Origin of the sequence: Tumebacillus sp. BK434 (assembly GCF_004340785.1) — a bacterium.
GTDB lineage: Bacteria > Bacillota > Bacilli > Tumebacillales > Tumebacillaceae > Tumebacillus_A.
The window spans coordinates 16,198-28,185 of the sequence record NZ_SLXS01000011.1 but is presented as its reverse complement, the minus strand read 5'-3'; the positions used below and the strand labels follow the sequence as shown (position 1 = coordinate 28,185).

At 59.5% G+C, this 11,988-nt stretch carries 11 protein-coding genes; 4 read left to right on the top strand and 7 right to left on the bottom strand.

The annotated features are described in order from the left end of the window. Positions 1-100: 100 nt before the first annotated feature. From EV586_RS18960 to sigY, 7 genes are all read right to left on the bottom strand, one after another. Positions 101-3,253 carry an efflux RND transporter permease subunit gene (locus EV586_RS18960; RefSeq protein WP_132946647.1) on the bottom strand — a complete coding sequence of 1,051 codons (3,153 nt, stop codon included), beginning with the start codon at positions 3,251-3,253 and terminating at the stop codon, positions 101-103. 75 nt (positions 3,254-3,328) lie between these two features. After that, the gene (locus tag EV586_RS18955; RefSeq protein ID WP_132946646.1) at positions 3,329-4,693 is read right to left on the bottom strand and encodes a sensor histidine kinase; all 1,365 of its coding nucleotides are present in this window, start codon (positions 4,691-4,693) and stop codon (positions 3,329-3,331) included. Then, positions 4,690-5,364: a response regulator transcription factor gene (locus EV586_RS18950; RefSeq protein WP_132946645.1), complete on the bottom strand. Its 675-nt coding sequence runs from the start codon at positions 5,362-5,364 to the stop codon at positions 4,690-4,692. The genes EV586_RS18955 and EV586_RS18950 overlap by 4 nt, the downstream gene beginning before the upstream one ends. A 63-nt stretch (positions 5,365-5,427) precedes the next feature. Beyond that, on the bottom strand, positions 5,428-6,366 hold the full coding sequence (locus EV586_RS18945; protein WP_132946644.1) for an alpha/beta hydrolase family protein: 939 nt from the start codon (positions 6,364-6,366) through the stop codon (positions 5,428-5,430). A 5-nt stretch (positions 6,367-6,371) separates the two neighbouring features. Further along, positions 6,372-6,566 carry a sigmaY antisigma factor component gene (locus tag EV586_RS18940; RefSeq protein ID WP_132946643.1) on the bottom strand — a complete coding sequence of 65 codons (195 nt, stop codon included), beginning with the start codon at positions 6,564-6,566 and terminating at the stop codon, positions 6,372-6,374. Beyond that, entirely contained in the window at positions 6,563-6,880 is a 318-nt protein-coding gene (locus EV586_RS18935) for a YxlC family protein (RefSeq protein ID WP_132946642.1), read from the bottom strand. The genes EV586_RS18940 and EV586_RS18935 overlap by 4 nt, the downstream gene beginning before the upstream one ends. Then, positions 6,867-7,406: an RNA polymerase sigma factor SigY gene (sigY, locus tag EV586_RS18930; RefSeq protein WP_132946641.1), complete on the bottom strand. Its 540-nt coding sequence runs from the start codon at positions 7,404-7,406 to the stop codon at positions 6,867-6,869. The genes EV586_RS18935 and sigY overlap by 14 nt, the downstream gene beginning before the upstream one ends. Positions 7,407-7,607: 201 nt before the next feature. Here sigY and EV586_RS21910 point away from each other — a divergent pair, with 201 nt between their 5' ends. The 4 genes from EV586_RS21910 to EV586_RS18915 all read left to right on the top strand — a co-directional run bounded on the left by EV586_RS21910 (position 7,608) and on the right by EV586_RS18915 (position 11,974). Further along, a complete protein-coding gene (locus EV586_RS21910; protein WP_481937774.1) occupies positions 7,608-7,811 on the top strand; it encodes a hypothetical protein in 204 nt (67 codons plus the stop codon). 215 nt (positions 7,812-8,026) lie between these two features. Next, entirely contained in the window at positions 8,027-9,307 is a 1,281-nt protein-coding gene (locus EV586_RS18925) for a lipopolysaccharide biosynthesis protein (protein WP_132946640.1), read from the top strand. After that, complete coding sequence (locus tag EV586_RS18920) at positions 9,267-10,796, top strand: hypothetical protein (protein WP_132946639.1); 1,530 nt, start codon at positions 9,267-9,269, stop codon at positions 10,794-10,796. Before EV586_RS18925 ends, EV586_RS18920 begins: the two co-directional genes overlap by 41 nt. Further along, positions 10,793-11,974, top strand: a complete 1,182-nt coding sequence (locus tag EV586_RS18915; protein ID WP_132946638.1) for a glycosyltransferase — start codon at positions 10,793-10,795, stop codon at positions 11,972-11,974. Before EV586_RS18920 ends, EV586_RS18915 begins: the two co-directional genes overlap by 4 nt. The last annotated feature ends 14 nt before the right edge of the window (positions 11,975-11,988 follow it).

Sequence of the window (11,988 nt, the reverse complement as noted above, 5' to 3'; positions counted from 1 at the left end):
GTAGTTAAGGCTATTATAACAAGATTGGTAAAAAAGGAAAGCAGACAGAAAACAGCCCCTTTGGAACCCGGTTCCAAGGGGGCTGTTTGTCGGTCAAAACTTAAAACTTCTCACGCGGTTTGCGCTTTTTCGAGACCATGCTGTACAGCACGGGCACGAACAGCAGGGTCAGGAAGGTGGAGGTGGTCAAGCCGCCGATGACCGTCAAGGCGAGGCCTTTCGAGATCAGGCCGGCTTCCTCCTGCGACAGGCTGAGCGGCAGCAGGGCGAAAATCGTGGCCAGCGCCGTCATCACGATCGGACGCAGGCGCGTCTTCGCCGCTTCGACGACCGCTTCGGTCAGCTCCATGCCGGTGTCGCGGTTTTTCTCCACGCGGTCGAGCAGGACGACCGCGTTGGTGACGACGATCCCGATTAGCATGAGCAGACCGATCATCCCGCTCATCGACAGCGGTTCACCGGTGATCAGCAGCATGCCGAGCGCGCCGATCGGCACGAACAGCAGCGAGGAGAGGATGACCAGCGGCGTTTTCAGACCGCCGAAGGTGACGCTCAGGATCAGGAAGACGAGGAAGACGGCAGCGACCATCGCCATGCCCAGATCGGAGAAACCTTTGGTGATCATTTCCATACCGCCGCCCGTCTCGTAGGTCACGCCGGCCGGCAGGGTCATCATGTCGAGGTCGGCGATGACGTCCTGAGTGACTTTTGCCGTGTCGTTGCCTTTGATCGTCGCGGCGAGGTCGGCGTACGGCTTGCCGTTTTTGTGCGGGATCGAGACCGGCGTCTCTTCGACCGCAATGTTGGCGATGTCGCCGAGGGAGACAATGCCGGCAGCGGTCGGGAGTTTGACGGCGGCGAGCTGATCCTTGGTGGTGATCGCCTTGTCGTATTTCAAGGTCAGGTTCCACGTGTTGCCGCCCAACTGATACGTGCCGACTTCCACCGGGCGCAGCTGTTCGGAGACGGCACCCATCAGCACATAGCCGCTGACGCCGGCGTCTTCTCCTTTTTGATTCAAGGTGACGACCCATTTCGGGCGCTGTTCGTTCATGTTGTTGGTGACGTCTTTGAGGTTCTCGTTTTGCTTCAGGACATCTTCAACTTGGGTGGCCGCTTTGCCGAGCGCGGTCAGATCGTCGCCAAACAGCTGGATCGTGACGTTGTTGCCCGACGGCGGGCCGGCATGCGTCTGGCTTTCCTGGACGGTGATCTCCGCGTCATGCTCCAACTGCTGCACAAGGCTGGTCAGCTCTTTTTGCGTCGTCGCCATCGTGTTCTCAAGCGATGCGTCCGCTTCGAGGTGGACGGTGAACTTCGCAACGTTCGGCGTGGCGCCGATGTTGTTGAAGTCGAGCGTCGTGCCGGAGGTGATCGTCATCTGGCTGTACTCGACGCCGTTCAGTTTTTTCAAATACGATTCTACTTCTTTGGACACTTCGTCGGTGCGTTCGAGCGAGGTGCCGTTCGGGAGCTTCATCGTTGCGCTGAACTGCTTGCCTTCCCCTTGCGGCAGGAAGGACACGCCGAGCACCGGGATCATCGAAAGCGACCCGATCAAAAGCACGACGGTCAGGGAGAGGACGAGGCCCTTTTTGCGCAGCGAGCCGCGGAGCAGCTTTTCAAAGCCTTGTGTGATCTTGCCTTCTTTGTGCGAGAGTTTGATCTTCTTGAAGAACGAACTGCCGAGCACCGGGATCAGCACCAGCGACACGAGCAGGGACAAGAGGATCGAGGTGACGACCGCGACGGCAAACGGGCGGAAGAACTCGCCGATGATGCCGGAGACGATCGCCAGCGGCGCGAACACGACGACGGTGGCAAACGTCGAGGAAGCGACGGCGCCGGTGACTTCTCTGGCCGCCTGGTAGGCGAGCGCTTTGCCGCTCAGCTCAGTGCCTTTTTTCTGACGCCAGCGGTAGATGTTTTCGATGACGACGATCGAGTCGTCGACGATGCGCCCGACGGCGACGGCGAGACCGCCGAGGGTCATGATGTTCAAGGTGTAGCCGAACTGGTTCAGCACGAAGATCGTGCCGAGGATCGACAGCGGCAGGGACAGAATCGAGATCAGCGTCGCCCGGATGCTGCGCAGGAACAGCAGGATGACGATGACGGTGAACAGCGCGCCGAGCAGCCCTTCGCGGACCAGCGCCGAGACCGATTTTTCCACTTCGGCGCCTTGGTCGAAGATCACGTGATAGGTCAGGCCGGAGTGTTGATCCTGCCACTTTTGCAGCACGTCTTTCACTTCGGTGACCACTTCGGCCGTGTTGGCGTCCTGCGACTTCAGCACTTCGATCGTCATCGACGGCTGGCCGTTGTAGCGGGTGATTTCCGACTGCGTGGTGACTTCGGAGATCGTGGCGACATCTTGGAGCAGCACCGGTTTGGCAGCAGGAGCTTGGGCGTTCTGCGCCGTGGCACCTGCAGACGGCATCTGGCCGGCCATCTGCGAGCCGTCCGGCATCATGTGCGACATGCCGCCGCCAGCAGCCGAAGGAGCTTGCGCAGCCGACTGGCCGGAGCTGAGCTGCAGCTTTTTCAGCTCTTCCACGGTGTTGAGATCGCCGGTCAGACGCACCGGGATCGAGTTGCCTTCCGTTTCGACATTGCCAAGCGGGAGCGAATACTTTTTGGCTTGGATCGCTTCTTTGATCTTGGACAGCGACAGGCCCATCGCTTGCGCTTTCGCCTGATCGACGACCACTTGCAGGTCGGTGGACTGCGTGCCTTTCAGCGAGGCAGACGCGACGCCGTCGACCTGTTTCAGCTCCGGCATCACGCTTTTTTCGAGCAGGCCTTGCAGCTCGGTTGCGTTATCGCCGGAGACGGCGACTTGGTAAACCGGCATCGAGTTGCCCGTCATGCGGATGACTTTGACATCGGCGCGGTCGGGCAGTGCGATCTTGCCGACCGCCTCTTCGACTTTGGAAGACATCTTTTCCATGTCGGTGCCAAACGGATACATGATCATGATGATCGATGCGTTTTCACTGGAGGATGAGGTGATGCTGTCATGCCCTTTGACGTTCAACAGCGAGGTTTCCAACGGCTTGGTGACTTCCGCTTCCACATCGGAAGCCGCCTCGCCCGGGTAGATCCCCTGCACCATCAGGGCCGGGAAGGAAACGTCGGGGAACGTTTCGATCTTGATCTGGTTGGTGGAGAACAGACCGCCGACCAGCACCAGCACACAGAGGATGATGACGGCGACCGTATGTTTCAAACTGAGTTTGGTAAGTCCGCTCATAAAAAAATGCTTACCCCTTTCCTGTAAGTTCTGAGGTAAGCATAGTGTGCCAATATGAACTGAGTATGAACAACCTTACCCCTTGGGCAGGATTACCAAAAAAGTTGTCCCGCTGCCAGGCGTGCTGTCCACGGTGATCGTGCCGCCGTGGATGGAGATGATCTTTTTGACGATGGCGAGCCCCAGGCCGTTGCCGCCGAGCGAGCGGTCGCGGGACTTGTCGACTTTGTAAAAGCGTTCGAAGATCTTCGGCAGCTCTTCTTGCGCGATGCCGATGCCGGTGTCTTGAACGGAGACGGTGACGGTGTCGGCCTGCAAGGTGGCGGTGAGGGAGATCGAGCCGCCGGGCGGGGTGTATTTGACCGCGTTGGCGAGCAGGTTGGTCCAGACTTGGCTGAGTTGATCCGGGTCGGCGGCGAGCGTGACGGCTGGCAGGTCGAGCTCGATGTCGAGGTCTTTTGCCGACCACAGCGGTTCGGCGGCGATCACCGCTTGGCGGATGCCTTCATCCAAGGCGTACGCTTGCGGACGGTACGGGTGATGCTCCGATTCCAGCGAGGCGAGGCGGAGCAGATTTTCGCTGAGCCGGGAGATGCGCTCGCTCTCATCGTGGATGATCTGCAGGTAGCGCAGGCGGTCCGCCCGGTTCAGCTCGTCTTCTTGCAGCGCTTTGGAGAAGCCTTTGATCGAAGTCAGCGGCGACTGGATCTCATGCGAGACGTTGGAGACGAAATCCTGGCGGTTCTGCTCGATCTGCTGCAGCTCTGCGGCCATGTGGTTGAAGCTGTCGGCGAGCGTGCCCAGCTCGTCCCGGCGCTTGTAGGAGATGCGCACGTCAAAATCGCCTTTGGCCAAACGCTTCGTCGCCGCCGTCATCTGCACGAGCGGGCGGACGAGAAAGCGCGAGGCGATCAGGATCAGGAGCGAGCCGACCGCGAGGATGATCGACAGCACGATCAAGAGATAGCTGTGGCCGGTCATCTCTTCCTGTCCCGGCGCGGGCAGCAAAAAGAGCGCATAGCGCTTGCCTTCCGATTGGAACGGCAAGCCAACGGCGAGGTGCCGGAAGTTGACGCTGCCTTCCAGCGAGCTGCGGTAGACGCCGCCGTGCAGGACTTTTTGCACCACGTCGGTCTCGATGTCGAAGCTGAATTTGCCGTTGTTCGGCACGAACGTTTTTTTCGCTCCGTTTTCACTGTAGACGAGAAACGTGTAGTAGTTCAGGTCGGCCAGATTGTGAAAATAGGCGTCGAGGTTGTGCTCGCGCTGATTGTCATAGAGCCGGAGCACCTGTTGTCCGACCCGGCCCATGTCGGACTGCATGATTTCTAACGCCTGCGTCTTGAACAGCTGCACCGAGATGAAAAAGGAGACGATCAGGCTGAGCAGCACGACGCCGATAAAGGTCAGGACGATGCGCAAGTAGAGGCTTTTGATCATAGAGTGACCTCCAAGCGGTAGCCGAGCCCGCGCACGGTGGCGATCTTGAAGTCGGACGTCAGCGGCTGCAGGCGTTCGCGCAGCCGCTTGACATGCACGTCGACGGTGCGGTCATCGCCTTCGTAATCGAGCCCCCAGATGTCTTCGATCAGCTGCGCCCGGGTAAAAATCTGCCCGGGGTAGCCGGCGAGCTTGTAGAGCAGCTCAAATTCTTTCGGCGGCAGGGACAGGCGCTGGTCGGCGGCGATCACTTCGAAGGTCAGGCGGTCGATCTGCACATCGCCGATGCGAATCGTCTGCGAAGCGTTGATCCGGTAGCGCTTGAGCAGCGCTTTGACGCGCATGACCAGCTCCAGCGGATCGAACGGCTTGACGAGGTAGTCGTCCGTGCCGAGCTGAAAGCCTTTGATCTTCTGCTCCGACTCGCCTTTGGCGGTGACCATCAGGATCGGCAGGTCGTACTGCCGTTTCACGGTGCGGCAAAATTCATAGCCGTCCATCTGCGGCATCATGATGTCGAGCACGATCAGCTCGGGCAGTTCCTGTTCCATGAGTGCTAACGCTTCCACCCCGTTTTGCGCTTCCAGGGTGTGGAAGCCTTCTTTTTGCAGATAATGTTTGATCAGTTCGCGAATATGCGGATCATCGTCGGTGATGAGGATTTTAATCACGGGAGATCCCACCTTTCGAGACCATGATAACAAAAAAGAAGCCCGGAGGCTTCTCAGAAATTGCTAGGCATGCTGCGCTTGCAACCAGTTGTTGACGAGGCTGACCAGCTCCTGGTCGATCGGTTGTCTGACCGCTTGGGCGTAGTCTTTTTTCAGGCCGAGCATGGTCGGTTCGACATCCGTTTTGCGCAGCATGTGGGTGAGTCCTTGGATGACGTGCCACTCGGCGGGGCCTTGGACGAGCGCGGCGATCGCTTCGGCGTGGGCGGGCAGGACTTGGATGTCTTTGCTGCCGGTGATGACGAGCGTCGGGCAGGTCACGTTGGCAAGCGACGTGCTGACGTCGTAGGCGTAATGCTCGCGGAACCATTTGGCGTTGACTTTGATCCCTTTGATGCGGATCGTGTCGGTGGTGGAGCTCGTCAGCTTGTGGTACGTCTTGACGCTGTCTTTGCGCACTTTGTTGGCGACGCCAAGCAGGCGGATCAGGAAGCCTTTGAAGCCGGTCAGTTTGTCGAGCTCGGTGATCACCATCTCGTTCTGGCGGTCGACGGTGGCTTTCAGCGACTCAGCGACGCCGGAGAGCAGGATCAGGCCGGTGACCGGTTCGCGCTCGAGCACCTGCGGCGCCAGAATCGCACCTTCGCTGTGGCCGAGGAGGTAGATCCGCTCCGGGTCGATCTGCGGCTGCTGTTTCAGAAACTTCACCGCCGCCACCGCGTCGTCGATGAGGTCGTACATGCCGGTCTCGACAAAGCTGCCGCCGCTTTTGCCGACCCCTCTTTTGTCATAGCGGAGCGAGGCGAATCCGATGCGGGCGAACTGTTCGGCAAACTGCTTGAAGGCGTTGATCGGCAGACCTTTGGCGTCCGAGTTGCGGTCGATCGGGCCGGAGCCGTGGAGGAACAGCACGGCCGGGAACTTTTCGCCGCCGCTGTGCGGCAGGGTGAGGGTGCCTTGGAGCGGGAATGCGCTTGGTACGGTTACGTCTTGTGCTTGCATGAAGGTCACGTCCTTTTGCTGAGGATTTTACGGGCGAACAACAGATAAAAGATCGTCGGAAACGGGCACTGGATCAGGCCCCAGATGCCCCAGAACCAGCGGTTGTGGCCGTGCTTGCGGGCGTTGATGAACAGCCAGGTGCTTTGCAGCAGCATCAGCGGCACGATGGCGGCGAGGACGAGCAGTTCGTCGTGCGTCATTTGGTGTCCACCTGCTTTCGGGCGTTCGTGCGCAGGAGCCAGACGACAGGCACGAAGACGGCCAGCGCCTGCAGGATCAGGTACAGGCTGCGGTTTTGCGTATAGACGGCGAGGGTGACGGTGAGCACGACCGCTGCGACCAGCCAAAAGAGCAGCAGATCTTGGAGCAGACGGCGGCGCAGTTTTTTCTGCTCGGCGGCGATGCGGGCTTGGAACCATTGCAGGTCGGGCGTGTACACCGGATGCAGGCGGTCGAGCTGGTCGAGGCCTTTTTTCATCTCGTCGAGGGTGGATTGCTCGTCATGAGCGGTCATCGGGGGACAACTCCTTTCGCAGGCTTTTCAAGCCGTTGTGAATGCGGGATTTGACAGTTCCGGCGGCGAGCTGCATGATCTCGGCGATCTCGTCGTAGGAGTAGCCGTAATAGTGTTTTAAGATGATCGGCAGGCGCACATCTTCGGACAGCCCGCCCAGCGCGTCGAGCACGAGCGGCCAGTCCTCTTGGTGCTGGGTGGCCTGCCAGCGCATTTTGCGGAGCGACTGTTCCTGCTCCTGCCAGTTTTGTTCGCGCTTTTTCTTGCGCAGGTCGTCGATGTACAGGTTGGTGGCGATGGTGATCAGCCACGAGGAGAACTTGGCCTTGCCGTTGTAGAGGTGAATTTTCTCGATGCATTTGATCATCGTCTCCTGCGTGACATCTTCGGCCAGCGTGGGATTGAGCGTGACTTTGATCAGATATTTCATCAGGAAGGAATAGTGCTGCTGCATCAGCAGCGACAGCGCCACCGCGTCGCCGCGCACAGCCAGCCTGATCAGTTCCTGTTCCTCTCTCTCTTCCATATCGGGTGCCTCCGGCGTTGATTTCGATGATAGTACGACTGACTGCGGGAAAACGTTCACTGGTTTTAAAAAAAATTTTCTAAGGCTTACAATAGGGGAAAGATCTGGTATTGGGAAGGGTGGGGCGAGATGACAGTCACTGGCACACGGGGCTGAAGACCGACCCGTGGCTGTGGCGGGACCGGTTCGCGGGGGGAAGGCGTGGCGGCGTACGGGCGGTTTTTCGCGAAAAAGCCGGTGCTGATCGACGCCAAGCTGTTTCCGCTGTTGTTATCTGCCGGCCGAGGCGGCGAAGTACCTGCGCAAAGTGTTCAAGGTGAAGGAGACAAAGTAAAGTCCTGGACCGCAACCGGTCCGGGACTTTTTCATGTTCAAACCGGGACGCGAGCTACGCGTGGGTCGTAAAATATCTCCTGTTGTGGCGCTTAATATTGATCATGATATTAAACAACAGAATTGTAACTATTTGTCGACTTTCCACGAATCTATCAAAGAAATTGGGGGGAGATATGGTATAATTACCTCGTAGAGTTCTGCTCTAATGCATATTAAAAAAGAAGAGAGTTACGGCTAATGTAACTAATATTAAATGGCATGCTACTGGGGGATTTGAGAGGGAGATGGCTTTTTCGCTTCGACGGAACTTTTCTTGGACGATTGGGGGGAATGTCGGGTATACGGCTTGCCAGTGGGGGATGATGGTCGCGCTGGCACAGTTGGGGAATCCGGAGATGGTCGGGCAGTACGCGCTCGGGCTGGCTCTGACCGCACCGGTCGTGCTGTTCCTGAACTTGCAGCTGCGCATGGTGCAGGCGACCGACGCGAAGCGCTCGTACATCTTCGCCGATTATCTCGGACTTCGGCTGTTGATGGCGCTGCTGTCGCTGCTCGTCATCGCCGGCCTCACCCTCGCGCTCGGCTACGACGCGGTCACCGCCGCCGTCGTGCTGCTCGTCGGGCTGGCCAAAGCGTTCGAAGCGGTGTCTGACGTCTACTACGGGCTGTTCCAACAGCGCGAGCGGATGGACCTCGTCTCGAAATCGCTGGTGCTGCGCGGCGCAGGCACCTTGCTCCTGTTCGTGATCTGCCTGTTTGCCACAGGCTCGGTGATCTGGGCATCGGCTGCCCAAGCTGTGTTCTGGCTGGCCAGCCTCGCCTTTTACGACGTGAAAAACGGCAACCGGCTCGCCCATGCCGCACCGGAGCCGTTTGGCACCAAGCCCGGTTTTAACAGCGACCGCCTGTGGAGCCTCGCACGGCTCGCGCTGCCGATGGGCATCGCGTCCCTGTTGACCAACTTGAACGCCAACGTGCCGCGCTACTTCATCGAGCAGCAGTTGAGCGTCGCCGAACTGGGCATCTATGCGGCGCTCGCCTATCTGTGGCTCGCCAACCAGACGATCATCAACGCGCTCGGCCAGACCGCTGCCTCCAGGCTCGCCGCTTATTATCAGAGCAGCCGCGCGCATTTTAAAAAGCTGCTCGTCAAGCTGGCCTTGATGGGTGCCGGGCTCGGCACGTTCGGCGTGCTGTGCGTCTGGCTGTTCGGCGAATGGTTCCTTCGTCTGTCGTACGGGCCGGAGTATGCGGCGCACAACGATGTGCTCTTGATGCTGATGATCGGCTCCGGCTTGTCCAACCTGTCGTCGATCTTCTGGTACGGCGCGACGGCCGCCCGCCTGTTCAAAGCGCAGGTGCCGCTGTTTGCGCTGATGACCGTCGTCGTGACGGCCGTCTCCTGGCTGCTCATCCCGTCGCAAGGCATCATGGGCGCGGCGGTGGCGATGACCGCCAGCTACGCGTTCCTGACGCTGGCGACGCTTGGTCTCAACCTCTACGCGCTTGGCAAGGGGGTCCCTGATGACGAATCTGCAACAATTGCAACTGCGAACGAGAACTGATCGTCATGAAGCCAACATGCGCATCCTGAGTTACGTACTGCCCTTCTACATCGTGGCTCTCATCTTCACCTGGCTCGTCTTTAAAGACGCCCGCTATCTGCACTGGTTTCTCGTGCCGATCGGGCTCAGCGGGCTGATCGTGCTGATCGACGCGGTGAACTGGATGACCGGCCGCTACGACCTGTTCGACCCGGCCGGCATCCTCGGGCTGTTCATGGCGCACTTTTTCTTTTCCGCGCCACTTATGCACATCACGTACGACTACTGGATGCGCTACATCATCCCGCCGTCCGACTGGCGGGACTGGCTGGGCTGGATGGCCTGGCTGAATTTCCTGGGACTGATCATCTACCGGGTGATCCGCGACTTCGGCTTCAGCACCAAGAGCAAGCCGAAGATGTTCATGAAGTGGAAGATCGACCGCAAGCGGCTCCTGCTGCTGCTCACGGCAGGCCTTGCTGTCACCGGCGCCCTGCAGATGCTCGTCTACGCGCAAAGCGGCGGGATCGTCGGCTATATCACCGCATTTGAAGAAGGGTCTTCCGAAAACTTCAAAGGCATGGGCTTCGTGTTCATGATCTCGGAAAGTTTCCCGATCCTCTTCCTGATGTTCTGGGTGATCATCACGCAGGACAAAAAGTGGGCGAAGAGCTGGGTGATGATCATCGGGATCCTCGCCGTCTATTTTATCCTCAAGCTGCTGTTCGGCGGCTTGCGCGGCTCCCGCTCGAACACGATCTGGGGACTGTTCTGGGCGGCCGGGCTGATCCACATGTGGGTCAGGCCGATGTCCAAACAGTTTATCGCCGTCGCCATGGTCTTTCTGATCTCCTTCATGTACATCTACGGCTTCTACAAAGCGGCCGGGACGGAAGGCATTCAGGCGCTGATGGAAGGCGGCTCGGCCAAAGAGGAGCTGCAGTCCTCGCACAACCGCGGCATCGAGACCACCTTGCTCGCCGACCTCGGACGAAGCGACGTGCAGGCGTTCCTGCTCTACCGGCTGAACATCCCCGACAACGGGTTCAAGTACGCCTGGGGCCGGACGTACATCGGCTCGGTCACGCTGCTCATTCCTTCCTCGCTCTGGCCGGGCCGTCCGGAGACGAAGATCAAGGAAGGCACAGAGCTCCAATACGGCTCGCTCGAAGACTCGCCGGGGATGAAATACTCCTCGCGGATCTACGGCCTGACCGGGGAAGCGATGCTCAACTTCGGGATCTTCGCCGCGCCGGCCTCGTATATCGTCTTTGCGGTCTACGTCAGGCGAATCCGCTACTGGATGCTGACGTGGGACAAAGATGACGCCCGGGTCTTGATCCTGCCGTTCCTGATCAACCTGAGTCTGCTCATGCTCGGCTCGGACGGCGACAACATCGTCTTCGTCCTGATCAAAAACGGCGCGGTGCCGTTCATGATCCTCTTCCTCGCCTCGAAAAAAGAAATGGTGTTTCACAACGCGCTGGACCAAAAGGAGATTGCCCGATGAAACTGTTAGTCGCACTGGAAGCACATTTTTACCGCACGCCGGACGGCCGGGTCTGGAATGACTCGGTCTCGGACGCATCGTTTTGGCAGCGCTACCTCAAGGTCTTCCCGGAAGTCCTCGTCGTCGCCCGCGTCAAGCAGGTCGAGACGGCCGATCCGAAGTGGAAGCTGTCCGGCGGCGAGAACATCGAGTTCTGGTGCCTGCCCGACTATCAGGGACCGTGGCAGTATCTCAAACGGCGCCGCGCCTTGCGAGAAGAGATCAAAAAGGCGGTCAAGGCCTGCGACGCCGTCATGCTTCGCGTTCCGGGCGCGATCGGCACGCTGGTCTGGAACGTCGTGAAAAAAACGAACAAGCCGTACGCCTGCGAAGTCGTCGGTGATCCGTGGGACTCGCTGGCGCCGGGCACGGTGCAAAGCATCGCCCGCCCGCTGGCCAGGGTGCTGACCACCTGGAACTTGAAGCGCCAATGCGAGCAGGCGGACGGCGTCTCCTACGTGACGGAAAAAACGCTGCAGCGCCGCTATCCGAACCGGGCCGCTTTTTACACGCACTACTCGTCGATCGAGCTGTACGACAACGCCTATGCCGACTCGCCGCGCACCGAAGCGCCGCACGGGGAAGTGCGCATCTTCAACGCCGGCAGCATGGCGACTTTGTACAAAGCGCAGGACGTGCAGATACAAGCCCTGCACAAGCTGCGCGCACGCGGTATCAACGCCCGCCTCGTGCTGGCCGGAGACGGCGTCTGCCGGGCGCAGTTCGAAGAGGTGGCCGCGTCGTTAGAGCTTTCGGACAAGGTCGACTTTTTAGGACTGTTGCCAGGGCCGGAAGCGGTGCGTCGGGAGCTGGACCGCTCCGACCTGTTCATCCTGCCTTCGCGCACCGAAGGCCTGCCGCGTGCGGTGATCGAAGCGATGGCGCGGGGCCTGCCCTGCATCGGCACCAATGTCGGCGGGATTCCGGAGCTGCTCGAACAGGAGGACCTCGTGCCGGTGGAAGATGCGGGGGCGCTGGCCGAGCGCATCGCCGAAATGCTCCAGGATGCCAAGCTGTACACGGAGCGCTCCGATCAGAACTGGCACAAAGCGAAAGAATATCACGCAAACCTGCTCAGCGAGCGCCGCACCACTTTTTACACGCGCTTGCGGCGTTTGGCCGAGCAGCGCACCCGCTAGAGGTGCAGGGGGAA

Excerpts from the sequence above, each read along its gene's own strand:
- EV586_RS18960 (WP_132946647.1), bottom strand. The coding sequence starts at position 3,253 with ATGAGCGGACTTACCAAACTCAGTTTGAAACATACGGTCGCCGTCATC.
- EV586_RS18955 (WP_132946646.1), bottom strand. The coding sequence starts at position 4,693 with ATGATCAAAAGCCTCTACTTGCGCATCGTCCTGACCTTTATCGGCGTC.
- EV586_RS18945 (WP_132946644.1), bottom strand. The coding sequence starts at position 6,366 with ATGCAAGCACAAGACGTAACCGTACCAAGCGCATTCCCGCTCCAAGGC.
- EV586_RS18940 (WP_132946643.1), bottom strand. The coding sequence starts at position 6,566 with ATGACGCACGACGAACTGCTCGTCCTCGCCGCCATCGTGCCGCTGATG.
- EV586_RS18935 (WP_132946642.1), bottom strand. The coding sequence starts at position 6,880 with ATGACCGCTCATGACGAGCAATCCACCCTCGACGAGATGAAAAAAGGC.
- sigY (WP_132946641.1), bottom strand. The coding sequence starts at position 7,406 with ATGGAAGAGAGAGAGGAACAGGAACTGATCAGGCTGGCTGTGCGCGGC.
- EV586_RS18925 (WP_132946640.1), top strand. The coding sequence starts at position 8,027 with ATGGCTTTTTCGCTTCGACGGAACTTTTCTTGGACGATTGGGGGGAAT.
- EV586_RS18920 (WP_132946639.1), top strand. The coding sequence starts at position 9,267 with ATGACGAATCTGCAACAATTGCAACTGCGAACGAGAACTGATCGTCAT.
- EV586_RS18915 (WP_132946638.1), top strand. The coding sequence starts at position 10,793 with ATGAAACTGTTAGTCGCACTGGAAGCACATTTTTACCGCACGCCGGAC.